Origin of the sequence: Sinomonas sp. R1AF57, assembly GCF_002224485.1 — a bacterium.
In the GTDB taxonomy this organism is placed as follows: domain Bacteria; phylum Actinomycetota; class Actinomycetes; order Actinomycetales; family Micrococcaceae; genus Sinomonas; species Sinomonas flava.
On the sequence record NZ_CP022463.1, the window covers coordinates 1573442 to 1596998 of the forward strand.

The following is a 23557-nucleotide window of genomic DNA, read 5'->3' on the forward strand; positions in this document are numbered from 1 at the left end:
TAGATTTGACGCATGAGCCTTGCCCAGGAGATCAACCGCGTCGTCGCGCCGTTCGAGGTGGTCAGCGAGTACAAGCCGGCCGGCGACCAGCCGACCGCCATCGCCGAGATCGCCGAGCGCATCCAGAACGGCGAGAAGGACGTCGTCCTCCTCGGAGCCACCGGCACCGGCAAGAGCGCCACGACCGCGTGGGTCATCGAGAAGCTCCAGCGGCCTACGCTCGTCATGGTGCAGAACAAGACGCTGGCCGCGCAGCTCGCGAACGAGTTCCGCGAGCTGCTGCCGAACAACGCGGTCGAGTACTTCGTCTCGTACTACGACTACTACCAGCCGGAAGCCTACGTCCCCCAGACGGACACCTTCATCGAGAAGGACTCCTCGATCAACGAGGAGGTCGAACGGCTGCGGCACTCGGCCACGAACTCCCTCCTGACCCGCCGCGACGTCGTCGTGGTCGCGACCGTCTCGTGCATCTACGGCCTCGGCACGCCGGAGGAGTACGTCGCGGGCATGGTGACGCTGCGCCGCGGCATGGAGATGGACCGCGACGCGCTCCTGCGCCAGTTCGTCGCCATGCAGTACGTACGCAACGACGTCGACTTCCACCGCGGGACCTTCCGCGTGCGCGGCGACACTGTCGAGATCATCCCGATGTACGAGGAGCAGGCGCTCCGGATCGAGTTCTTCGGCGACGAGATCGAGTCCATCCACACGCTCCACCCCCTCACGGGCGAGGTCATCCGGGAGGAGACGGAGATGTACGTCTTCCCCGCCTCGCACTATGTGGCTGGCCCAGAGCGCATGGCCAAGGCGATCAAGGGCATTGAGGACGAGCTCGCCGAGCGCCTGCAGGCCCTCGAGTCGCAGAACAAGCTCGTCGAGGCCCAGCGGCTGCGGATGCGCACCACCTACGACCTCGAGATGATGCAGCAGATGGGGTTCTGCAACGGGATCGAGAACTACTCGCGGCACATCGACGGCCGTGGCGCCGGGACCGCGCCGCACTGCCTCCTGGACTACTTCCCGGACGACTTCCTCCTCGTCATCGACGAGTCCCACGTCACGGTCCCGCAGATCGGCTCGATGTACGAGGGCGACATGTCGCGCAAGCGCACGCTCGTCGAGCACGGCTTCCGGCTCCCCTCGGCCATGGACAACCGGCCGCTGAAGTGGGACGAGTTCCTCGAGCGGATCGGCCAGACCATCTACCTGTCCGCGACGCCCGGCAAGTACGAGCTCGGCAAGGCCGACGGCTTCGTGCAGCAGATCATCCGCCCCACGGGCCTCGTGGACCCCGAGGTGATCGTGAAGCCCACCAAGGGCCAGATCGACGATCTCCTCGGCGAGATCCGCGACACGGTCGAACGCGACGAGCGGGTCCTCGTCACCACCCTCACCAAGCGCATGGCCGAGGACCTCACCGAGTACCTCCTCGGCCACGGCGTCAAGGTCCAGTACCTCCACTCGGACGTGGATACGCTCCGGCGCGTCGAGCTCCTGCGCGAGCTGCGCCTCGGGGTCTTCGACGTCCTGGTGGGCATCAACCTCCTGCGCGAGGGGCTCGACCTGCCCGAGGTGTCCCTCGTGAGCATCCTCGACGCCGACAAGGAGGGCTTCCTGCGGTCCTCGACCTCACTGATCCAGACCATCGGCCGCGCCGCCCGCAACGTCTCCGGCCAGGTTCACATGTACGCGGACAAGATCACGGACTCGATGGCGCAGGCGATCGACGAGACGAACCGCCGGCGTGCGATCCAGATGGCGTTCAACGAAGAGCGGGGGATCGACCCGCAGCCCCTGCGCAAGCGCATCGCGGACATCACGGACCAGCTCGCCCGCGAGGACGAGGACACCCGGGCGCTGCTGGAGGGCCGCTCGAAGGCCGGCAAGCGCACGAAGGGCGCCGCAGGGGCCAACGCGCGCGAACGCGCCGAGGCCGAGCTGCGCCGCGACGGCCTCGCCGCGGCACCCGCCGAGGACCTGCTGGGCCTCATCGCGCAGCTCACCGAGCAGATGCACGGAGCCGCCGCCGAGCTGCAGTTCGAGCTCGCCGCCCGGCTCCGCGACGAGGTCGCCGAGCTGAAGAAGGAGCTGCGCCAGATGCAGTCGGCCGGGCATGCCTGAGCCCGAGCGAGGCGCCCAGGCGTCCGCCGCGACCACCGGCCGCCTGACGCACGACGACGCTGCCCGCCGCCGCGTCCAGCGGCGTACCGTCGGGGTGCTCGCCGCAGCGCAGCTCCTGAGCGGCCTCGGCAACGGGGCCACCCTCGCGATCGGGTCGCTTCTCGCCGTCGACTTCGGCGGCTCGGCGGCGTGGGCCGGGTCCGTCACCACCGTGCTCACGCTCGCTGCCGCGCTCGCAGCGCTGCCCCTGAGCGGCTTCGCGGCGTCCCGGGGGCGGCGGAAGGCGCTCGTCACCGGCCTCGGCATCGCGGCGCTCGGCTCCGGGTCCGTCGTCCTGGCGACGATGGCGTCCTCCCTGATCCTGCTCCTGGCTGGGGCGGCGCTCCTGGGGGTCGGCACTGCGGTCAACCTCCAGTCCCGTTTCGCCGCCGTTGACCTCGCGGACGCGGCGCACCGCGGCCGCGACCTGTCGCTCGTCGTCTGGTCGATCACGGTCGGCGCCGTGGCGGGCCCGAACCTCATCAAGCCGGGAGCAGCGCTCGGGGCGGCTCTCGGCCTGCCGGAGACCGCGGGCCCCTTTGTCATCTCGGTGACGGGGATGGCCGTCGCGGCGGCCCTGCTGTGGACGCGGCTCCGGCCCGACCCACTCCTCGAGGCCCGCCGCATCTCGGGAGACGCCGCGGAGCCGGCCGGCTCGAAGCGGCCAAGGGGCGCCGTCCTCCGCGCGGGCATCGGTACGATCCGCTCGTCTCCCGGGGCGGGCCTCGCCGTCTCCGCGGTGGTGAGCGCCCACGGGATCATGGTCGCCGTCATGTCCATGACGCCGCTGCACCTCCAGCAAGTGACCGTCGGCGGCGTGGCGGACGGCGGCGGCCACGTCGGCACCGACTCGTTCGCCCTCATCGGCTTCGTGATCTCGCTGCACATCGCGGGAATGTACGCGCTCTCGCCGCTGATGGGCTGGCTCGCCGACCGGGTCGGACGCCGCACCGTCCTCGCCGCGGGCCACGTCACCCTCCTCGGCGCGGTGGCCACCGCGGCGCTCGGCGCAGCCAGCCCGGCGTCCGTGACCGTGGCGCTCGTGCTGCTGGGGCTCGGCTGGTCCGCGGCCACGATCGCCGGATCGGCGCTCCTCGCGGAGGCCGTGGCGCCGAACCACCGGGTCGAAGCGCAGGGGGTCGGCGACACGGCCATGGGCCTCGCCGGTGCTCTGGGCGGCGGGCTGTCGGGCATCGTCATGGCGCTCATCGGATTCCCGGGCCTCGCGGCCGTCGCAGGACTCATCAGCGTGGCGGTGCTCGCCGTCGCCGCCGTGGGCCGGCGGGCCTACCGTTCCTGACCGTCGGGATCCGCGAGCCCCAGGAGGCGCGCGAAGAGGCCCTCGCCGTCGTCCGAGATCCCGTCGTGGTGGAAGTCCGCGGTCTCCCAGACCCGCAGGCCCCGGACTGAGGCGGCGGTCTCCAGCGAGAGGTCCCGATCGACGAAGATGTCGTCCCGGTACACCGCGGCGGCGACAGGGACATCATTCATGGCCAGCCGCCCCCGATCGTAGAGCTGCCCCCAGTCGCTCCTGCGCGCCAGCAGGTCGGCGACGTCCGCGAGCGGCACGAGCGCCGGATCCTGCTCGAAGTACCACGGCATGACCATCTCGCCCAGCAGGAGCGGGTCCTGGGCGTCGGGCCGGAACTGAGGATACTCGTCGAGGACCCGCCACGCGGCCCACTCGGTCGACTCGACCTGGGCGTAGATGGACTCGTGCATGAGCGCGTACAGCGGATTCGCGGCCCGCGTCACGAGCGCGTGGACCTGTGCGAGGAACCCGTCGGAGAGCCGTGGACCGCGCAGTCCGCCGGTGAAGGCGTCCTCGAGCAGGTAGTGGAGGGAGTCGACGCGGGTGTTGCCTCCGAGCAGGCTTCCGACGAGCTGGAAGCGCTCAGGGGAGAGCCGTTCGCCGCTCGGCAGGCGCTCGTCGTGGCGGCTCAGATGCTCGAGGACGGCGCTCACCCTGGCGCGGTCGTCCGGGTACCAGCCGAAGTACTCGGCATTGCGGGCAGCGACCCGCGCATAGGTGGCCCGGTAGACGCGGTCCGCCGGGCCCTCGAGGGGTGCGAGGCCGCCGGTGATGAGCGCCCGCCGCATGCCCTCGGGCGCGAGCGAGAGGTACGTGAGAGTGCAGAACCCGCCGTAGCTCTGCCCGAACACCGTCCATGGGCCCGAGCCGAGGGCGCGGCGGATGGCCTCGCAGTCGAACACGATCGAGTCGGCGCGGAAGTGCCCGAGGTACGTGGCCTGTTCTGGGGCGCTGCCTCGCAGCGGAAGCGAGACCCGGTCGGCCGGTGCCGACAGGCCGGTTCCGCGCTGGTCGAGCATGAGGATGCGGAAGTCCTGCGCCGCCGCCTTCATCCAGCCGCCGAGGCTCGTCACGCGGTTCCCGCGGCCGCCCGGGCCGCCCTGCAGGAACACGAGCCAGGGGAGCTGCTCGACGGCCGCCGCCGGGTGGGCAGCCGAAGCGTACTCGCGCGCGAAGACCTGAATCCGCTCGCCGTCAGGCCGCGCATGGTCGAGCGGAACCTGGAACACGTGCTCGACCGTCCGCAGCCCGCGGAACTCGTGCTGGCCCACGACGTGGTGGCCCGCAGCGGCGGCGCCCGGACGCGGACGGCCGCGGGCCGGCGTCGTGCTCACGACGGCGCGCCCACGCCGGACGCCGTGCCGAAGGCCGCGAGCGCCTCACCCGTGAGACGGAAGGTGTCCCACTCCTCCATCGGGCGGGCGCCGAGGCTCCGGTAGAAGCCGATGGACGGCTCGTTCCACTTCAGCACCGCCCATTCGACGCGCGCGTATCCGCGCTCGACGGCGATCCGCGCAAGCTCGGCGAGGAGCGCCTTGCCGTACCCCCGGCCGCGGGCGGCGGGACGGACATAGAGGTCCTCGAGGTAGATCCCGTGGGTGCCCTCCCACGTCGAGTAGTTCAGGAACCAGAGCGCGAAGCCCATCACGGCGGGGGAGCCGGCACCGGAGTCCTCGACGACGTGCGCGAAGACCGCCGGGTGGTCGCCGAACAGCGCCTTCGTGAGGTCCTCCGCGGTGTTCTTCACGGCGTCCGGCTCCCTCTCGTAGACCGCGAGCTCGTGGATGAGCTCGAGGATCGCGGGAACGTCGGCCGGCTCAGCTCGCCGGAGCACTGTCGTGGTGGAAACGCTCATGCCCCTAACCTAGCCGTCGAGCCGACCGATCTGCGTCAGTCGGATGACGGCGGTGCCGGTCTCATCGCTCTGGCCGAGGTCCACCTCGGCGGAGAAGCCCCAGTCGTGGTTGCCCGCCGGGTCGTCGAAGATCTGCCGCACGTGCCACATGCCGGGCTTCTCCTCGATGACGAGCAGCTGCGGACCCCGCGCGTCCGGGCCCGTGCCGATGTCCTCGTGCTCGTCGAAGTACGCGTCGAGGGTCGCCTCCCACTGCTCGACGCCGAAGCCGGCCTCGCCGTCGAGCGCCGCGAGGGCCTCGGAGTCCTCGTCGGCGAACAGCTCGACGCGGCGGAAGAGCTCGTTGCGCACCATGACCCGGAACGCACGGACGTTGGAGGTGAGGGCCGGCGGTGGAGGGGGCGGCGCATCGTGGGTGTGCAGGTCCCTGCCGCTCGTGAGCTCCTCCCACTCGTCCAGGAGCGACGAGTCGACCTGGCGGACCAGCTCGCCGAGCCAGGCGATGAGGTCCTCGAGGTCCTCCCGGAGCGCGTCCTGCGGCACGGTCTGGCGGAGGGCCTTGAACGCGTCCGTCAGGTAGCGCAGGACGATGCCCTCGCTGCGCGCCAGCCCGTAGAACTGGACGAACTCGCCGAAGTCCATGGCCCGCTCGTACATGTCCCGGACCACCGACTTCGGCGCGAGCTCGAAGTCCCCGACCCAGGGGGCGTGGCGCCGGTACGTCTCGAACGCCGCCTCGAGGAGCTCCTTGAGCGGTTCGGGGTAGGTGACGGCGTCGAGCGCGTTCATGCGCTCGGTGTACTCCATGCCCTCGGCCTTCATGGCCGCGACTGCCTCGGTCTTGGCCCGTTTGAGCTGCGCGGAGAGGATCTGCCGCGGCTTCTCGAGCGTGGCCTCGATGACGGACACGACATCGAGCGCGTACGACGGCGACTCGGGGTCGAGCAGGTCGAGGGCCGCGAGCGCGAACGGCGAGAGCGGCTGGTTGAGCGCGAAGTTCTCCTGCAGGTCCACGGTGAGGCGCAGCGTGTGGCCGCTGGCCCGCTGCTCGGGAGTCAGCTCGTCCTCGGGGATCCGCTCGACGACGTCCGCGGCCAGGAGTTCGCGCAGGATCCCGAGCGCCCGCCGCATCAGGCGCAGCTGGACGGGACGCGGCTCGTGGTTCTCGGTCAGGAGCCGGTGCGCGGCGGCGAAGGGGTTCCCCGGGCGGGCCATGAGGTTCAGCAGCATCGCGTGCGTGACGGTGAAGCTCGAGGTCAGCGGCTCGGGAGCAGCCTCGACGAGCTTCTCGAAGGTGGGCCGGCCCCAGGAGACGAATCCCTCGGGCGGCTTCTTCTTCACGACCTGCCGCAGCTTGCGCTGGTCCTCGCCGAACTTCGCGCGGGCCTTCTCCATCGCGCGGTTGTTCTCGACGACGTGCTCGGGCGCCTGCACGACGACGGTCCCGGCCGTGTCGTATCCCGCCCGGCCCGCGCGGCCGGCGATCTGGTGGAACTCGCGCGCGTTGAGGTGCCGCGTCCGGGTGCCGTCGAACTTGCTCAGGGCGGTGAGCAGGACCGTCCGGATCGGCACGTTGATCCCCACACCGAGCGTGTCCGTGCCGCAGATGACCTTGAGCAGGCCCGCCTGGGCGAGCTGCTCGACGAGCCTCCGGTACTTCGGCAGCATGCCCGCGTGGTGCACGCCGATGCCGTGGCGCACGAGCCGGTTGAGGGTCTTGCCGAAGCCGGCCGCGAACCGGAAGTGCCCGATCAGCTCGGCGATCCGGTCCTTCTCCTCGCGAGTGCACATGTTCACGCTCATCAGCTGCTGCGCGCGCTCGATCGCCTCGAGCTGGCTGAAGTGCACCACGTACACCGGGACCTGCTTCGTCGCGAGAAGCTCCTCGAGCGTCTCGTGGACCGGCTTCTCCTCGTAGTAGTAGTGCAGTGGGATGGGCCGCTCCGCGTGGGCGACCGTCGCCGTCGTGCGCCCCGTTCGCTCGGTGAGCTCGCGCTCGAACCGGCTCACGTCGCCGAGGGTGGCGCTCATGAGGAGGAACTGCGCCTGCGGCAGTTCCAGGAGCGGCACCTGCCAGGCCCACCCGCGCTGGGGGTCGGAGTAGAAGTGGAACTCGTCCATGACGACCGCGCCGAGTTCTGCCTCGGAGCCCTCGCGGAGGGCGTGGTTCGCGAGGATCTCCGCGGTGCAGCAGATGATCGGGGCGTCCGGGTTGACGGACGAGTCGCCGGTGACCATGCCGACGTTCTCCGCGCCGAAGATGTCGCACAGGGCGAAGAACTTCTCCGAGACGAGCGCCTTGATCGGTGCGGTGTAGTAGCTGCGCTGCCCGGTGGCCAGCCCGTGGAAGTGCGCCGCGATCGCCACGAGCGACTTGCCGGAGCCCGTGGGGGTCGCGAGGATCACGTTCGAGCCGGACACAATCTCGAGCACCGCCTCGTCCTGGGCGGGGTAGAGGGTCAGGCCCCGTCCCTCGGCCCACCGGACGAAGGCCTCGTAGACCGCGTCGGGCAGGGAGTCGTCGCGGCCGGCGCGGTCGGCGGACGAGGAGGGCGCGGGGAGGAGTGCATCGAGTCGCATGGCGCCTCCAGACTATCCGCAGTGGGCTATCCCCACCGGCGGGTCCGGATTAGCGTTGTCCCATGAGCTCTCCCACCTGGGACCCGGCACTGTACACCGCGTTCGGCGACTACCGGTCGCGGCCGTTCTACGACCTGACCGCGCGCGTCGCCGCAGAGGCTCCCCGCCGCGTCGTCGACCTCGGCTGCGGTCCCGGCGAGCTCACCGCGTCCCTCACGCAGCGGTGGCCGGACGCCCTCATCGAGGGCCTCGACAGCTCCGAGGAGATGCTCGACGCCGCGCGCTCGCGGTTCGCGGGACGCGACCGCCTCACGTTCACCCATGGGGACATCCTGCACTGGGAGCCCGAGGGCGACGTCGACGTGGTCCTCTCGAACGCGGCGCTCCAGTGGGTGCCCGGTCACCTCGGGCTCATGGGGCGGTGGCTCGACCAGCTCGTCCCCGGCGCCTGGCTGGGGGTGCAGGTCCCCGGGAACTTCCAGGCCCCGTCGCACACGCTCATGCGCGAACTGGCCGAGTCCTCGCAGTGGGAGCATCGGCTGCGGGGGGTCCTCCGCCACACCGACGCGGTGGCGGAGCCCCAGGCCTACCTCGAGCTGATGCTCGAGGCCGGCTGGGAGGCGGACGTCTGGGAGACCGTCTACTACCACCAGCTGGTCGGTGAGGACGCCGTCCTGAACTGGATCCGCGGAACCGGCCTCCGGCCCGTGCTGGACGTGCTCTCGCCCGAGGAAGGCGCCCAGTTCGAGGAGCAGTACGACCAGCTGCTCCTCGACGCCTACCCCTCGGTGGAACGGGACGGCCTCCTCACGACCCTGTACCCGTTCCGCCGCATCTTCTGCGTGGGCCGCAAGCCGTCCTAGCCGAGCGGAGGGCCGCGTCAGCGCCCGAGGCCCAAGAGCCTCGCGCCGTTCTCCCAGAGCACCTGCCGCATCCAGCCGTCCCCGAGTCCGAGGCGCGCGAGGGCCTCGATCTGGTGCGCGTACGGGTACGGGATGTTGGGGAAGTCCGAGCCCAGCACGACCCGATCGGACAGCTCCGCAAGCCGCGCGGGAAATCCGTCCGGCAGGGGAGCGAAGCGCTCCGTGAAGTCGGTCCCGACCATCGTGGTGTCGAGGTGCACGCGGGGGAACCGCCCGGCCAGCTCGGCGAACTCCCAGTACTCGGGCATGCCGAGGTGCGCGATGACGAGGGTCAGATCCGGGTGGGCCGTCAGGAGCCGCCTGATCCCCTCCGGGCCGGTGTGCTCGCCGGCGAGCGGCTTGGACCCGGCGTGGACCACGACCGGGACGCCTGCGTCCTCCAGGAGTGCCCACCCCGGTTCGAGCAGCGGGTCGTCCGCCGCGAACCGGCCGACCTGGAGGTGCACCTTGAAGAGGCGGGCGCCGCCGGCGAGCGCCCGGCCCACGTAGTCACCGGCATCGGGCTCGGGGTACATCGTGGCGCAGTGCACGACGTCGGGGACCCGCCGCGCGAGGTCGGCGCTCCAGTCGTTGAGCCATTCGGCCATTCCCGGCTTGTGGGGGTAGGAGAGCGCGGGGATGGCTGCCAGGCCGAAGCTGCGTGCGAGCCGGAGCCGTTCCTCCTCGCCGAGCCGGTATTCGATCGGCCACGGCCACCCGTAGCGCGCTTCCGCGTCGTCGAAGTACTCCCAGACCTTCTCGAGCATCCTCGGGGGGAGGAAGTGCACGTGGATGTCCGCGAGCCCGGGAAGGCCCAGCCGCTCGAGGTAGGCCGGGATCTCGTGGTCGGCGCGGGGCCCGGGCGTTGTGGTGCCCGCGCCGGTGGGACTACCAGCCACGGTCGCGCCACTCGGCCAGGTGCGGCCGCTCGGCGCCGAGGGTCGTGGGCCTGCCATGGCCCGGGTGCACCTCCGCGTCATCCGGGTACGCGTTGAACAGGCGTCCCACGACGTCCGCGTACAGCAGCGAGAAGCGGTCGGCGTCGTTCTGGGTGTTGCCGACCCCGCCCGGGAAGAGCGAATCCCCCGAGAAGATCAGCGGCGGCGCGTCCTTGGGCTCGAGGACGTAGGCGATGGACCCGGGGGTGTGGCCCCGGAGGTGCACGGCCGTCAGCGTGAACCCCCAGTCCGCTCCGGCCTCCGGGAGGACGTCCCCATGGTCGAGCACCACGTCGACGCCGACCGGGATTCCCGCGACGTCCTGGCGGCCGGCGGCCACCGGGGCGTGCGTGGCGGCGACGAGGCCCTCCAGGGCGCGGACATGGTCCCAGTGCTGGTGGGTCGTCGCGATGAGCGCGAGCCTCGCCGGTCCGCTCGCGTCGGCGGCGCCCGCGGCGAGGAGGGCCTGGATGGCGGGAAGGTCGTCCGCGGCGTCGATCAGGACCTGCTCGCCGGACTGCTTGGCCGTGATCAGGTAGACATTGTTGTCCATCGAGCTCACGGCGATCCGCCGCACCGTGACGTCGTCGAGGTCATGCAGGAGGCTGCTCATGGCGCCAGTCTAGGTGGGCCTCGGGCGCAGGTACTCTGGGCGTGTGGCGGAGAACGACTTCCCGGGGCGCTGGCGCCCGAACCCCGAGCTGGCCGTGCCGCTCTTCGAGCAGCTGCGGCGCCGCATCCTCGACCTCGTCGACGAGGGCGCGCTCGCCGTCGGCGCGAAGCTGCCCTCCGTCCGCGCGCTCGCCGGGGAGCTCGACGTCGCCCCGCACACCGTCGCGCGTGCCTACCGCGAGCTTGAGGAGGCAGGGGTCCTCGCGACGGCGGGCCGTGCGGGCACCACCGTCGCCCCGAGGGCGCGTCGGGACGAGGACCTGGCGGCCGCGGCAGCGGTCTTCGCCGGGGTGGCGAGTTCGCAGGGCGCGTCCTTCGAGGAGGCCGTCGCGCTGCTGCGGGCTGCCTTCCAGCGCGCGACGTGATGCGACGTGGCTCACCGCGGGCCGCGACCATTCTCACTTCGAAGACATTTTCGAATGTGAGCACCGTCGACTAGCATGGACAGGTGCAGAGTCTCTCCACCCTGAACGATTCCTCGCCACTGCCGTCGTCGGCCGCGGAGATCCCCGACGCCTTCCGGCAGCCCACCCATGCCCCCGACCAGTCCCGCCTCGTGGTCAAGGGCGCGCGCGAGCACAACCTGCGCAACGTGAGCCTCGACCTGCCGCGCGACGCGATGATCGTCTTCACGGGCCTCTCCGGGTCGGGCAAGTCCTCGCTCGCCTTCGACACGATCTTCGCCGAGGGCCAGCGGCGCTACGTCGAGTCCCTGTCCGCGTACGCGCGCCAGTTCCTCGGCCAGGTGGACAAGCCGGACGTGGACTTCATCGAGGGACTCTCGCCTGCCGTCTCGATCGATCAGAAGTCGACGAGCAAGAACCCGCGCTCGACCGTCGGGACGATCACCGAGATCTACGACTACATGCGCCTCCTGTGGGCGCGCATCGGCAGGCCGCACTGTCCCGTCTGCCACGAGCCGGTCACGCGCCAGACCCCCCAGCAGATCGTCGACCAGCTGCTCGAGATGCCGGACGGCACGCGCTTCCAGCTGCTCGCGCCGGTCGTGCGCGGGCGCAAGGGCGAGTTCGTGGACCTGTTCAAGGAGCTCGCAGCGAAGGGCTACTCCCGTGCGCGCGTGGACGGCGACCTCATCCAGCTCGCGGAGCCGCCCAAGCTCGGCAAGCAGTTCAAGCACACCATCGAGGTCGTCGTCGACCGCCTGGTGGTGAAGGAGGGCATTCGCCAGCGCCTCGCCGACTCGGTCGAGACCGCGCTGGGCCTCGCCGAGGGACGCGTGCTCGCCGACTTCGTCGACGTCGCAGCGGACGACGACGCACGCGTCCGTGCGTTCTCGGAGAACCTGGCGTGCCCCAACGAGCATCCCCTCGCGATCGACGAGATCGAGCCGAGGTCGTTCTCGTTCAACAACCCCTTCGGCGCGTGCCCGGCCTGCACCGGCATCGGCACGAAGCTGGAGGTCGACGAGGATCTCGTCGTCCCGGACGCGGCCCTCAGCCTCTCCGAGGGCGCGATTGCCCCGTGGTCCCTCGGCACGGCCACCCAGGAGTACTGGACCCGGCTCCTCCAGGGGCTCTCCGACGAGCTGGGCTTCTCCATGACCACGCCGTGGCACAGCCTGCCGCAGTATGCGCGGGATGCTGTCCTGTACGGCAAGGACCACAAGGTGGTGGTCCAGTACCGCAACCGGTTCGGCCGCGAGCGCAAGTACAGCACCGGCTTCGAGGGCGCCGTGCAGTACATCCAGCGCAAGCACCTCGAGACGGAGTCGGACTCCGCGCGTGACCGCTACGAGGAGTACATGCGCGAGATCCCGTGCCCGGAGTGCGGTGGTGCCAGGCTCAACCCGGCGTCCCTCTCGGTGCTCGTGGGGGGACGCTCCATCGCGGAGGCATGCCGCCTGCCGCTGCGCGACACGCGCGAGTTCCTCAGCACGCTGGACCTGACGCGCCGGGAGGAGCAGATCGCCGCGCAGGTCCTGAAGGAGATCGACGCCCGCCTCACCTTCCTCCTCGACGTGGGCCTCGAGTACCTGAACCTCGAACGCGCGGCGGGAACGCTCTCGGGCGGCGAGGCGCAGCGCATCCGCCTCGCCACGCAGATCGGCTCCGGGCTCGTGGGGGTGCTGTACGTCCTGGACGAGCCGAGCATCGGGCTCCACCAGCGCGACAACCGGCGCCTCATCGAGACGCTCACGCGGCTGCGCGACCTGGGGAACACCCTGATCGTCGTCGAGCACGACGAGGACACGATCCACGAGGCCGACTGGATCGTGGACATCGGCCCCGGCGCGGGCGAGCACGGAGGCGAGGTGGTGCATTCCGGGACCCTTGCGGAGCTCAAGGAGAACCGGGCGTCCCTCACCGGCGACTACCTCGCCGGCCGGCGCTCTATCCCCATCCCGGCGAAGCGCCGGCCGATCGACCGCAAGCGCCAGCTGAAGGTCGTGGGAGCGCGCGAGCACAATCTCCAGGGCGTCGACATCGCGTTCCCGCTCGGCGTCCTCACCGCGGTGACGGGCGTCTCCGGCTCGGGGAAGTCGACCCTGGTCAACGACATCCTGTACAAGGTGCTGGCGAACCGCCTGAACGGCGCGAAGCAGGTCGCCGGGCGCCACACCCGCATCGAGGGTCTTGAGCACCTCGACAAGGTCATCCACGTCGACCAGAGCCCGATCGGGCGCACCCCGCGGTCGAACCCGGCTACATACACCGGCGTGTTCGACCACATCCGGAAGCTGTTCGCCGAGACCAACGAGGCCAAGGTCCGCGGCTACCAGCCGGGGCGTTTCTCGTTCAACGTCAAGGGCGGGCGCTGCGAGGCGTGCAGCGGCGACGGGACGCTCAAGATCGAGATGAACTTCCTCCCCGACGTCTACGTGCCCTGCGAGGTATGCCATGGGGCGAGGTACAACCGCGAGACCCTCGAGGTGCACTACAAGGGCAAGACGATCGCTGATGTGCTCAACATGCCGATCGACGAGGCCGCCGACTTCTTCGCCGCGTTCACCCCGATCGCCCGGCACCTCCGCACACTCGTCGACGTGGGGCTCGGCTACGTCCGCCTCGGGCAGCCTGCCACGACGCTCTCGGGAGGCGAGGCGCAGCGGGTGAAGCTGGCCGCCGAGCTGCAGAAGCGCTCGAACGGCCGCAGCGCCTACGTGCTCGACGAACCGACCACCGGGCTCCACTTCGAGGACATCCGCAAGCTGCTCCTCGTGCTGCAGTCGCTCGTCGACAAGGGCAACACGGTCATCACCATCGAGCACAACCTCGACGTGATCAAGAGCGCAGACTGGATCATCGACCTGGGTCCGAGCGGCGGCTCGGGCGGAGGCCGGGTCGTGGCGACCGGGACACCCGAGCAGGTTGCCCGGGCGGAGGGGAGCTTCACCGGCCAGTTCCTGGCGGAGATCCTCGGGGCGAGCTGACGGCGCAGATTTCGGGCACCGTTTCCCGGTATGGGAGACTGTCCCGGTGACTGAAAGCCCCGCACTCGTGATCTTCGATCTGGACGGAACCCTCGTAGACCCAGCGGGCAGCATCACATCAGGCATCGCCTTCGCGCTCGAGTCGCACGGGCTCCCCGTGCCGGACGCCACGACCCTCGGAAGCATGGTCGGGCCGCCCCTCCTCGAGTCGCTCCGCCGGCTGGCGGACGTGCCCGAGGAGGCGCTCCCCGCCGTCGTGCATGCCTACCGCCGGCGGTACATCTCGCACGGCATGGCGGCGAGCCGGCCCTACCCGGGGATCCCCGAGCTCCTCGCGCAGCTCCGCGAGGAGGGCCTGCACCTCGCGGTCGCAACCCAGAAGCCCCAGTCGCTCGCTGAGAAGCTCCTGACGCTTCACGGCCTGGACCGGCACTTCCACAGCATCCACGGCGCGCCCGACGACGAGACGCTCCCGCCGGCGCCGGACGGCAAAGCAGGGATCGTGCGCGCCGCACTCACCACCAACCACACCGACGCCTCCCGGGCCGTCATGGTGGGCGACCGTCGCCACGACGCCCACGGAGCCGCCGCCAACGGGATCCCCTGCATCGGGGTCCGGTGGGGCTTCGCCCCGGCCGGCGAGCTTGAGGCGCTCGCACTCGTCGGCATCGTCGACGACGCCGCTGCCCTCCGCGTTGCGATCGCGGCCGTGCTGTCGCGCCAGACGGCCGGCACGGCCGCGGAGACTGCCGCATGCTGATCTACACCCTCACCCGCCAGAGCATCCGCGGGCTCATCGCCGGCCTGTGCCGCCCCACGGTCACTGGGCTCGAGAACGTCCCCACGACCGGGCCGTTCATCGTGGCCTCGAACCACCTCTCCTTCCTCGACTCGGTGATCATCCAAGCCCTCATGCCGCGCGGCGTGGCGTTCTTCGCGAAGGCCGAGTACTTCACGGGCAAGGGCGTCAAGGGCAGGCTCATGAAGTCGTTCTTCGAGGGCGTCGGGTCGATCCCGGTGGAGCGCGGCGAGCAGGCAGCAAGCGTGGCGGCCCTCAAGACGCTGCTCGACATCCTCGGCGAGGGCCGCGGCATCGGGATCTACCCCGAAGGCACCCGTTCACGGGACGGCCTCCTCTACCGCGGGCGGACAGGGGTCGGGTGGCTGGCCCTCACGACCGGCGCGCCCGTCGTCCCCGTGGGCCTGCGGGGGACCGAGAAGCTCCAGCCGGCGGACACGAACGGGATCAAGCCGCAGCACTTCGAGATGATCGTCGGGAAGCCGCTCTCCTTCGACAAGACCGGGCCGGACCACTCCCTTCCCGCGCGGCGCGAGGCGACGGACCGGATCATGGATGCCATCGCGGCGCTGAGCGGGCAGGAGCGCGCGGCCGGCTACAACAAGCCGCCCGCGCAGTAGCAGCCCCTCCGGCTCACTAGACTGGACCAGTGGCAGATCCAGCGAGCTACCGGCCCAGGACAGGAGAGATCCCGACCGATCCCGGCGTCTACAGGTTCCGCGACCCGCACGGGCGCGTCATCTACGTCGGCAAGGCCAAGAACCTGCGGCAGCGGCTCACGTCGTACTTCGCGAACCCCGCAACCCTCCTGCCCAAGACCTACGCGATGGTCCACGCGGCGGCGAGCGTCGAGTGGACCGTGGTCGGCAGCGAGCTCGAGGCGCTCCAGCTCGAGTACACGTGGATCAAGGAGTTCCGGCCCCGGTACAACCTGGCCTTCCGCGACGACAAGACGTACCCGTACCTGGCGGTCACGATGGGCGAGAAGTTCCCGCGGGTCCAGGTGATGCGCGGGGAGCGGCGCAAGGGGACCCGCTACTTCGGGCCGTACACGGCCGGTGCCATCCGGGAGACCATGGACACCCTCCTGCGGGTCTTCCCGGTCCGGTCCTGCAGCGCCGGCGTCTTCCGCCGGGCGGAGCAGAGCGGCCGGCCGTGCCTGCTCGGCTACATCGACAAGTGCTCGGCCCCGTGCGTCGGCCGCATCTCCGAGGAGGACCACCGCGCCCTGGCCGAGGACTTCTGCGCCTTCATGGGCGGGGAGGCGAGGCGCTTCATCGTGCAGCTCGAGCGGAGGATGGCGGACGCCGTCGCCGATCTCGACTACGAGGCCGCTGCGCGCCTGCGCGACGACATCATCGCGATGAAGAAGGTCTTCGAGCGCAACGCCGTGGTCCTGTCCGAGGAGACCGACGCGGACGTCTTCGCCGTCGAGGAGGACGAGCTCGAGGCCGCCGTCCAGGTCTTCCACGTCCGCGGCGGCCGCATCCGCGGCCAGCGGGGGTGGGTCGTCGAGAAGGTCGAGGAGGCCACGCCGCAGGAGTTCGTCGGCCACCTGCTGACCCAGGTGTACGGCGAGCAGTCCGAGACGGACGGGCGGCTGCCGCGCGAGGTCCTCGTCCCCGCGATGCCGGAGGACGCCGACGAGCTCACCGCATGGCTCAGCGGCCTGCGGGGGGCGAAGGTGGAACTCCGCGTCCCGCAGCGCGGGGACAAGGCGGCGCTGATGAAGACGGTGCACGAGAACGCAGTGCAGGCGCTGCGCCTGCACAAGAGCCGCAGGGCCGGGGACATCACCACGCGGTCCCTCGCCCTCCAGGAGCTCCAGGAGGCCCTCGAGCTGCCGGAACCGCCCCTGCGGATCGAGTCCTTCGACATCTCGCACGTCCAGGGGACGAACGTCGTCGCCTCCATGGTCGTCGTCGAGGACGGCCTCACCAAGAAGAGCGAGTACCGCAGGTTCTCCATCACGGGCGACGCCGCGCGGGACGACACCGCCGCCATGCACGACGTCCTGACCCGCCGGTTCCGCAACTACCTGGCCGAACGGGAGAAGCCGGTCGAGGAGCGCGACCGCGGCGGCAAGTTCGCGTATCCGCCGAACCTCGTCGTGGTCGACGGCGGCCAGCCCCAGGTCACGGCGGCCGTCAGGGCTCTGGCCGAGCTCGGCATCGGGGACGAGATCCGCGTCGTCGGGCTCGCCAAGCGCCTCGAGGAAGTGTGGCTCCCCGAAGGCGACTTCCCCGTCATCCTGCCGCGGGCCTCCCAGGGCCTCTACCTGCTCCAGCGGATCCGCGACGAGGCGCACCGCTTCGCCATCACGTTCCACCGCCAGAAGCGCGGCAAGAGCATGACGGCGTCGCTCCTGGACGAGGTGCCGGGTCTCGGCCCCGCACGGAAGAAGGCCCTCTTGACCCACTTCGGATCGCTCAAGCGGCTCAAGGCGGCCGGACTGGGCGAGCTCACCGAGGTCCAGGGGGTCGGTCCGGCCCTCGCCGCGGCAGTCCACGCCCGCCTGAACGGCCTCGGCGACGCCGCGCCTGCCGTGAACTATGCGACCGGCGAGATCATCGAGTCCTAGTTGGCCGCCGGTCTTGGATAGGCTGGGGACCATGAGGGAGACGAGCGCCGCCGAGGCGGACCACGACACAGGACTCACCCCGGTCAAGCCCGCCGCCTCCGAACTGCTCATCGTCACGGGCATGTCGGGCGCGGGCCGGAGCACGGCCGCGAATGCGCTCGAGGACCACGGCTGGTACGTCGTGGAGAACCTCCCGCCGCAGCTGCTCGGCACGCTCTCGGAGCTGGTCGGCCACGCGTCGGCGAAGATCCCCAAGCTCGCGGTCGTGATGGATGTGCGCAGCAAGGCGCTCTTCGCGGACATCCGCGAGGCGCTCGCGCAGCTGGGCGCGCGCGGCACCGAGTACCGCGTCCTCTTCCTCGATGCGCGGGACGACGTGCTGATCCGCCGCTTCGAGCAGGGCCGGCGCCCCCACCCGCTTCAGGGCGGCGGCCGGATCTCGGACGGGATCGCCGCGGAGCGCGCCATCCTCGCGGAGCTCAGGGAGCACGCGACCCTCGTCCTCGACACCTCGGACTTCAACGTCCACGGGCTCGCCACTGCGATCACCGAGCTCTTCTCGGAGAAGGGCCCCGTGACCCTCCGGCTCAACGTGATGAGCTTCGGCTTCAAGTACGGGCTCCCCGCCGACGCGAACTACGTCGCCGACGTCCGGTTCCTCCCGAATCCCCACTGGGTGCCCCAGCTGCGCCCCCACACGGGACTCGACCCCGATGTCCGGGACTACGTCCTCGTCGCGAACGGGGCCCAGGAGTTCGTGGACCGCTACGTGCTGGCCCTCGAGCCCGTCCTCGCCGGCTACCGCAAGGAGAACAAGCACTACGCGACGATCGCCGTGGGCTGCACCGGCGGCAAGCACCGCTCCGTGGCGATCGCCGAGGAGCTCAGCAAGCGCCTCGCGCAGCAGCCTCGCGTGACCGTCACGACGTCCCACCGCGACCTCGGGAGGGAGTGAACGCGGTGTTCACCGGTCAGCTGCCCCTCATCCCCCCAGGCACGGGGACAACGGGCGGGACGCCCAAGGGCCCGTCCGTCGTCGCCCTCGGCGGAGGGCACGGCCTCTCGGGGTCACTGTCAGCGCTCCGCCTCCTCACCACCGACCTCACCGCCGTGGTCACGGTCGCGGACGACGGCGGGTCCTCCGGCCGCCTGCGGAAGGACTTCGGCGTCGTCCCCCCGGGCGACCTCCGGATGGCCCTCGCCGCGCTGTGCGACGACACGGACTGGGGGAGGACGTGGCGTGACGTCATGCAGCACCGCTTCCGGTCCCCGACCGGCACGAGCGGACTGGAGAACCACGCGCTGGGGAACCTCCTCATCGTCACGCTCTGGGAGCTGCTGGGCGACGTCGTCGACGGCCTGCGCTGGGCCGGCGCGCTGCTCGGCGCGCGCGGGGAGGTGCTTCCGATGTCCCGGACGCCCCTCATGATCGAGGGCGACGTCGAAGTCGCCGCGGGCGGCGCCCACGGAGGCGCCTCCCGCCGGGAGACGATCCGCGGACAGGCGGCGTGCGCCGTCGCCGGCCGCCTCGAGGAGGTCCGCCTGGTCCCGGACGATGCGCCGGCCTGCCCTGAGGCACTGTCGGCGATCGAGCTCGCGGACTGGGTCGTGCTCGGTCCGGGCTCGTGGTACACGTCCGTCCTCCCGCACCTCCTGCTGCCCCAGATGCGCGAGGCGCTCTGCGCGACCCCCGCCCGCAGGTGCATCACGATGAACCTCACGATGGACACGAAGGAGACCACGGGGATGAGCGCGGCGGACCATCTGCGCGCCCTCCAGCGGGTCGCCCCCGGCTTCACGGCAGACGCCGTGATCGCCGACGAGGCGTCGGTGGCGGACCGGGCGGAGTTCGAGCGCGTCGCGGCCGAACTCGGCGCCGAGGTCCACTTCGATAGAGTGAGGTCTTCCGGCCACAGGCCGATCCACGACCCGCTCCGGCTCGCCGGGGCGTACCACGAGGTCTTCACGGGGGGCGGCGCTCCCCAGGGCGGCCGATGAGCGTCGCTCCGCAGGGCCAGCCGCGGGAGCAGGAGGGGACACCATGGCATTGACCCAGAGCGTCAAGGACGAGCTCTCGAGGCTGACCGTCAAGAAGTCCTCCGAGCGGAAGGCCGAGGTCTCCGCGATCCTGCGCTTCGCCGGCGGGCTCCACATCATCTCGGGGCGCATCGTGATCGAGGCGGAGGTGGACCTCGCCTCGACCGCCCGCAGGCTGCGCGCCGCCATCGCCGAGGTGTACGGCCATCCGAGCGAGATCATCGTGGTCTCGGGCGGTGGGCTGCGCCGCGGCAACCGCTACGTGGTCCGGGTGGTGCGCGAGGGCGAGGCGCTCGCGCGCCAGACGGGCCTCCTCGACAATCGCGGACGGCCCGTGCGCGGGCTGCCGTCCGTCGTCGTCAACGGGTCCGCGGCCGACGCCGAGGCAGTGTGGCGCGGTGCATTCCTCGCCCACGGCTCCCTCACCGAGCCGGGGCGCTCCAGCGCGCTCGAGGTCACGTGCCCCGGGCCGGAGGCGGCCCTCGCGCTCGTCGGTGCGGCCCGGCGTCTGGGCATTGCGGCGAAGGCGCGCGAAGTGCGCGGGGTGGATCGCGTCGTCGTGCGCGACGGCGACGCGATCGCCGCGCTCCTGACGCGAATGGGCGCCCACGACGCGCTGATGGCGTGGGAGGAGCGGCGCATGCGCAAGGAAGTGCGGGCCACCGCGAACCGCCTCGCGAACTTCGACGACGCCAACCTGCGCCGCTCCGCCCAGGCTGCCGTCGCCGCGGGCGCCAGGGTCGAGCGCGCCCTCGAGATCCTCGGCGACGACGTCCCCGAGCACCTGCGCTACGCGGGAGAGCTTCGGGTCGCCCACAAGCAGGCGAGCCTCGACGAGCTCGGCCGGCTCGCGGACCCGCCACTGACCAAGGACGCGATCGCCGGCCGGATCCGCCGTCTGCTCGCCATGGCGGACAAGAAGGCGGCGGAGTCGGGCATTCCGGGAACCGAGGCCAGCGTGACCCCGGACATGCTGGACGGCTGATCCCGGCGCCTGTGACACGACGTTTCGGTATCCCGTCCGGGCACCTGCTTAGGATGGAGCCGTCACCAGCCCGCACATCACGGCCAGTGGTGCGGGAAGCCAACCGATGGAGGATGTTGTGACCTACACACTGCCCGAGCTCCCGTACGACTACGCGGCACTCGAGCCGCACATCTCGGCGCGGATCATGGAGCTCCACCACGACAAGCACCACGCGGCGTACGTGACCGGTGCCAACACGGCCCTCGAGAAGATGGCCGAGGCCCGCTCCAACGGCGACGGCGCTGCTGCGGCCAAGCTGTCCAAGGACCTCCAGTTCAACCTGGGCGGCCACATCAACCACTCGATCTTCTGGAACAACCTCTCCCCGGAGGGCGGCGACAAGCCCGAGGGCGAGCTCGCTGCCGCGATCGATGAGTACTTCGGCTCGTTCGACGCGTTCCGCGGCCAGTTCACCGCCGCCGCCACGACCATCCAGGGCTCCGGCTGGGCGATCCTCGCGTACGAGCCCATCGGCGGCAACCTCGTCATCGAGCAGATGTACGACCAGCAGAACGGTGTGCCGGTCGCGACCACGCCGATCCTCCAGCTCGACATGTGGGAGCACGCCTTCTACCTCGACTACCAGAACGTCAAGGCGGACTACGTCAAGGCGTTCTGGAACATTGTGAACTGGGCGGACGTCGCCAAGCGCTTCGACGCGGCCCGCAAGGGCGCCGCCGGGCTCGTCATCGTCTGAGAGGTCCGTCACATTTTGTGACTTTCGGTGCGAAAGGGTCCGTCTGTTCCGAGACGGGCCCTTTCCCCGTAGGATGGGGGGCGGAAAGGCCCCGGCGGCCTTTTGGCCATGGACAATGGAGACTCAGGCTGTCGGCCTTTCCTTGTGCAAATCTCTGCCCAACGATGTGCGGGACCGTCTAACAGTTCGAGCAGTCATCCGGGTGCTCGACTGAGCATCAAGGAGATCGACCAGAGTGACCACTCGTATTGGCATCAACGGCTTCGGCCGCATCGGCCGCAACTTCTTCCGCGCAGCCCTCGCCCAGGGCGCCGACCTCGAGATCGTGGCGGTCAACGACCTCACGAGCCCCGAGACGCTGGCCCACCTCCTGAAGTACGACTCGGTGACCGGTCGCCTCGCCCAGTCCGTCGAGGTCCGCGACGGCATCATCGTGGTGGGCGGCAAGGAGGTCAAGGTCCTCGCCGAGCGTGATCCCGCGAACCTCCCGTGGGCCGACCTCGGGGTCGACATCGTCATCGAGTCCACCGGCTTCTTCACCAAGGCCGCGGACGCCAAGAAGCACCTCGCCGCAGGCGCCAAGAAGGTCATCATCTCGGCCCCGGCGACCGATGAGGACGTCACGATCGTCATGGGCGTCAACGACGGCCTGTACGACCCGTCGAGCCACGACATCATCTCGAACGCTTCCTGCACCACGAACTGCCTCGGCCCGCTCGCCAAGGCGATCAACGACGCGTTCGGCATCGAGCGTGGCCTCATGACCACGGTCCACGCCTACACGGCCGACCAGAACCTCCAGGACGGCCCGCACCGCGACCTCCGTCGTGCCCGTGCCGCCGCGATCAACATGGTCCCGACCTCGACCGGCGCTGCGAAGGCCATCGGACTCGTGCTCCCCGAGCTCAAGGGCAAGCTGGACGGCTACGCCATCCGCGTTCCCGTTCCGACCGGCTCGGCGACGGACCTCACGGTCACCGTCTCGCGCGAGGTCACCAAGGAAGAGGTCAACGCCGCCGTCAAGGCCGCGTCGGAGTCGGAGGGCCTCAAGGGCATCCTGACGTACACCGAGGACCCGATCGTCTCCTCGGACATCGTGACTGATCCCGCCTCGTCGATCTTCGATTCCGGGCTGACCAAGGTGATCGGGAACCAGGTCAAGGTCGTGTCCTGGTACGACAACGAGTGGGGCTACTCCAACCGCCTGGTGGACCTCACGGAACTGGTCGCGTCCAAGCTCTGACCCGGTCCGTAACGTTCGGGGAACTCGGATAGCCTGAGTCCATGACTGCACACACTCTCGACGAGCTGCTCGCCGATGGTGTCCGCGGGCGGCGCGTTCTGGTCCGGTCGGACCTGAACGTGCCGCTCGACGGGTCCACCGTCACTGACGACGGCCGCGTCCGCGCCTCCCTGCCGGTGATCCAGAAGCTCGCCCAGGCGGGCGCGCGGGTCCTCGTGATGGCCCACCTCGGCCGCCCCAAGGGAGCGCCGGATCCCAAGTACTCGATCAAGCCGGCCGCTGACCGCCTGGCCGAGCTCGCCGAACCCCTCGGGATCACGGTGCAGCGCGCCGAGGACACCGTGGGGGAGAGCGCGCAGGCGCTCGCTGCCGCCCTCGAGGACGGTCAGGTGCTGGTCCTCGAGAACGTCCGCTTCGACGCCCGCGAGACGAGCAAGGACGACGCCGAGCGCGCCGCGTTCGCCCGCGAACTCGCGGCGCTGACCGGCGAGGGCGGGGCGTACGTCGACGACGCCTTCGGTGCGGTGCACCGCAAGCATGCGTCGGTGTTCGACATCGCCCAGATCCTCCCCGCGTACCTCGGCGAGCTCGTCCGCACCGAGGTGGAGGTGCTGCGGCGCCTCACCGACGGGGCCGAGCGCCCGTACGTCGTGGTCCTGGGCGGCTCGAAGGTGTCGGACAAGCTGGCCGTGATCGACAATCTCATCGGCAAGGCGGACAAGCTCCTCGTGGGCGGGGGCATGCTCTTCACCTTCCTCGCGGCCAAGGGGCACAAAGTCGGCTCGAGCCTGCTCGAGCAGGACCAGATCCCGACGGTGCAGGAGTACCTCTCCCGGGCTGCGTCGGCGGGCACCGAGTTCGTGCTGCCGACCGACGTCGTCGTGGCCTCGAAGTTCGCCGCGGACGCGGAGCACGAGGTCGCCGCGGCCGACACCATCGAGTCCACGGGCTTCGGCGAGGCCGGAATCGGGCTCGACATCGGGCCGGACACCGCTTCGGCGTTCGCCAAGGAGATCACTGCAGCCAAGACGGTGTTCTGGAACGGGCCCATGGGCGTGTTCGAGTTCCCGGCCTTCGCGGCCGGCACCAAGGCTGTCGCCCAGGCCCTCGCCGACGCGACAGCAGCGGGTGCCCTGACCGTCGTCGGCGGCGGCGACTCCGCTGCCGCGGTCCGCACGCTCGGTTTCGAGGACGGCCAGTTCGGCCACATCTCGACCGGCGGAGGCGCGAGCCTCGAATACCTCGAGGGCAAGGAGCTGCCCGGGCTCACGGCCCTCGGCGCCTGACCCCACGCGCGCCGCGCCCCCGAGGGGCGCGGCGCGCTCTCTTCCCCGCGTCGGCCTGTCCGGCGCCCAGCAGG

At 70.6% G+C, this 23557-nt stretch carries 19 protein-coding genes; 14 read left to right on the forward strand and 5 right to left on the reverse strand.

From position 1 onward, the window contains the following. Positions 1–12: 12 nt before the first annotated feature. On the forward strand, positions 13–2124 hold the full coding sequence (uvrB, locus tag CGQ25_RS07210; protein ID WP_208712455.1) for an excinuclease ABC subunit UvrB: 2112 nt from the start codon (positions 13–15) through the stop codon (positions 2122–2124). Further along, on the forward strand, positions 2117–3463 hold the full coding sequence (locus CGQ25_RS07215) for an MFS transporter (RefSeq protein ID WP_208712456.1): 1347 nt from the start codon (positions 2117–2119) through the stop codon (positions 3461–3463). The genes uvrB and CGQ25_RS07215 overlap by 8 nt, the downstream gene beginning before the upstream one ends. Here the strand turns inward: CGQ25_RS07215 and CGQ25_RS07220 are convergent. Genes CGQ25_RS07220 through CGQ25_RS07230 form a run of 3 tightly spaced genes read right to left on the reverse strand, consistent with a single transcriptional unit; the run spans position 3451 to position 7910 of the window. Next, a complete protein-coding gene (locus tag CGQ25_RS07220) occupies positions 3451–4809 on the reverse strand; it encodes an alpha/beta fold hydrolase (RefSeq protein ID WP_208712457.1) in 1359 nt (452 codons plus the stop codon). The two genes, CGQ25_RS07215 and CGQ25_RS07220, sit on opposite strands and share 13 nt — an antisense overlap. Next, positions 4806–5330 carry a GNAT family N-acetyltransferase gene (locus CGQ25_RS07225; protein WP_208712458.1) on the reverse strand — a complete coding sequence of 175 codons (525 nt, stop codon included), beginning with the start codon at positions 5328–5330 and terminating at the stop codon, positions 4806–4808. The genes CGQ25_RS07220 and CGQ25_RS07225 overlap by 4 nt, the downstream gene beginning before the upstream one ends. Before the next feature lie 9 nt (positions 5331–5339). Next, positions 5340–7910, reverse strand: coding sequence for an RNA helicase (locus tag CGQ25_RS07230; protein WP_208712459.1), 2571 nt, complete (start codon positions 7908–7910; stop codon positions 5340–5342). 62 nt (positions 7911–7972) lie between these two features. On the opposite strand from CGQ25_RS07230, the gene CGQ25_RS07235 reads away from it, so the two are divergent. After that, the gene (locus CGQ25_RS07235; RefSeq protein ID WP_208712460.1) at positions 7973–8773 is read left to right on the forward strand and encodes a trans-aconitate 2-methyltransferase; all 801 of its coding nucleotides are present in this window, start codon (positions 7973–7975) and stop codon (positions 8771–8773) included. Between the two features lie 17 nt (positions 8774–8790). Here CGQ25_RS07235 and CGQ25_RS07240 read toward each other — a convergent pair whose 3' ends face one another. After that, positions 8791–9711: an amidohydrolase family protein gene (locus CGQ25_RS07240; RefSeq protein ID WP_255405644.1), complete on the reverse strand. Its 921-nt coding sequence runs from the start codon at positions 9709–9711 to the stop codon at positions 8791–8793. Continuing rightward, positions 9701–10363, reverse strand: a complete 663-nt coding sequence (locus CGQ25_RS07245; protein WP_208712462.1) for an MBL fold metallo-hydrolase — start codon at positions 10361–10363, stop codon at positions 9701–9703. The genes CGQ25_RS07240 and CGQ25_RS07245 overlap by 11 nt, the downstream gene beginning before the upstream one ends. 43 nt (positions 10364–10406) lie before the next feature. On the opposite strand from CGQ25_RS07245, the gene CGQ25_RS07250 reads away from it, so the two are divergent. The 11 genes from CGQ25_RS07250 to pgk all read left to right on the forward strand — a co-directional run bounded on the left by CGQ25_RS07250 (position 10407) and on the right by pgk (position 23483). Beyond that, positions 10407–10787 (forward strand): GntR family transcriptional regulator, encoded by a 381-nt coding sequence (locus CGQ25_RS07250; RefSeq protein ID WP_208712463.1) that lies wholly within the window; start codon positions 10407–10409, stop codon positions 10785–10787. Between the two features lie 140 nt (positions 10788–10927). After that, positions 10928–13813, forward strand: coding sequence for an excinuclease ABC subunit UvrA (gene uvrA, locus CGQ25_RS07255; RefSeq protein WP_255405753.1), 2886 nt, complete (start codon positions 10928–10930; stop codon positions 13811–13813). 46 nt (positions 13814–13859) lie between these two features. Beyond that, on the forward strand, positions 13860–14573 hold the full coding sequence (locus CGQ25_RS07260) for an HAD hydrolase-like protein (RefSeq protein WP_208712464.1): 714 nt from the start codon (positions 13860–13862) through the stop codon (positions 14571–14573). Further along, complete coding sequence (locus tag CGQ25_RS07265; protein ID WP_208712465.1) at positions 14567–15232, forward strand: 1-acyl-sn-glycerol-3-phosphate acyltransferase; 666 nt, start codon at positions 14567–14569, stop codon at positions 15230–15232. The genes CGQ25_RS07260 and CGQ25_RS07265 overlap by 7 nt, the downstream gene beginning before the upstream one ends. Positions 15233–15261: 29 nt before the next feature. After that, entirely contained in the window at positions 15262–17193 is a 1932-nt protein-coding gene (uvrC, locus tag CGQ25_RS07270) for an excinuclease ABC subunit UvrC (RefSeq protein WP_208712466.1), read from the forward strand. A gap of 31 nt (positions 17194–17224) precedes the next feature. Beyond that, positions 17225–18148 (forward strand): RNase adapter RapZ, encoded by a 924-nt coding sequence (gene rapZ / locus CGQ25_RS07275; protein WP_208712467.1) that lies wholly within the window; start codon positions 17225–17227, stop codon positions 18146–18148. Next, the gene (gene yvcK, locus CGQ25_RS07280) at positions 18145–19191 is read left to right on the forward strand and encodes a uridine diphosphate-N-acetylglucosamine-binding protein YvcK (protein ID WP_208712468.1); all 1047 of its coding nucleotides are present in this window, start codon (positions 18145–18147) and stop codon (positions 19189–19191) included. The genes rapZ and yvcK overlap by 4 nt, the downstream gene beginning before the upstream one ends. Before the next feature lie 43 nt (positions 19192–19234). Next, complete coding sequence (gene whiA, locus CGQ25_RS07285; protein WP_208712469.1) at positions 19235–20215, forward strand: DNA-binding protein WhiA; 981 nt, start codon at positions 19235–19237, stop codon at positions 20213–20215. Between the two features lie 106 nt (positions 20216–20321). Then, complete coding sequence (locus tag CGQ25_RS07290) at positions 20322–20954, forward strand: superoxide dismutase (RefSeq protein WP_208712470.1); 633 nt, start codon at positions 20322–20324, stop codon at positions 20952–20954. A gap of 235 nt (positions 20955–21189) precedes the next feature. Continuing rightward, entirely contained in the window at positions 21190–22197 is a 1008-nt protein-coding gene (gap, locus tag CGQ25_RS07295) for a type I glyceraldehyde-3-phosphate dehydrogenase (RefSeq protein WP_208712471.1), read from the forward strand. A 41-nt stretch (positions 22198–22238) separates the two neighbouring features. Next, complete coding sequence (pgk, locus tag CGQ25_RS07300) at positions 22239–23483, forward strand: phosphoglycerate kinase (RefSeq protein ID WP_208712472.1); 1245 nt, start codon at positions 22239–22241, stop codon at positions 23481–23483. Positions 23484–23557 lie beyond the last annotated feature (74 nt).

Coding starts and splice junctions, on each gene's coding strand:
- uvrB (WP_208712455.1), top strand. CDS start 13: ATGAGCCTTGCCCAGGAGATCAACCGCGTCGTCGCGCCGTTCGAGGTG.
- CGQ25_RS07215 (WP_208712456.1), top strand. CDS start 2,117: ATGCCTGAGCCCGAGCGAGGCGCCCAGGCGTCCGCCGCGACCACCGGC.
- CGQ25_RS07225 (WP_208712458.1), bottom strand. CDS start 5,330: ATGAGCGTTTCCACCACGACAGTGCTCCGGCGAGCTGAGCCGGCCGAC.
- CGQ25_RS07230 (WP_208712459.1), bottom strand. CDS start 7,910: ATGCGACTCGATGCACTCCTCCCCGCGCCCTCCTCGTCCGCCGACCGC.
- CGQ25_RS07235 (WP_208712460.1), top strand. CDS start 7,973: ATGAGCTCTCCCACCTGGGACCCGGCACTGTACACCGCGTTCGGCGAC.
- CGQ25_RS07245 (WP_208712462.1), bottom strand. CDS start 10,363: ATGAGCAGCCTCCTGCATGACCTCGACGACGTCACGGTGCGGCGGATC.
- CGQ25_RS07265 (WP_208712465.1), top strand. CDS start 14,567: ATGCTGATCTACACCCTCACCCGCCAGAGCATCCGCGGGCTCATCGCC.
- rapZ (WP_208712467.1), top strand. CDS start 17,225: ATGAGGGAGACGAGCGCCGCCGAGGCGGACCACGACACAGGACTCACC.
- whiA (WP_208712469.1), top strand. CDS start 19,235: ATGGCATTGACCCAGAGCGTCAAGGACGAGCTCTCGAGGCTGACCGTC.
- CGQ25_RS07290 (WP_208712470.1), top strand. CDS start 20,322: ATGGAGGATGTTGTGACCTACACACTGCCCGAGCTCCCGTACGACTAC.
- pgk (WP_208712472.1), top strand. CDS start 22,239: ATGACTGCACACACTCTCGACGAGCTGCTCGCCGATGGTGTCCGCGGG.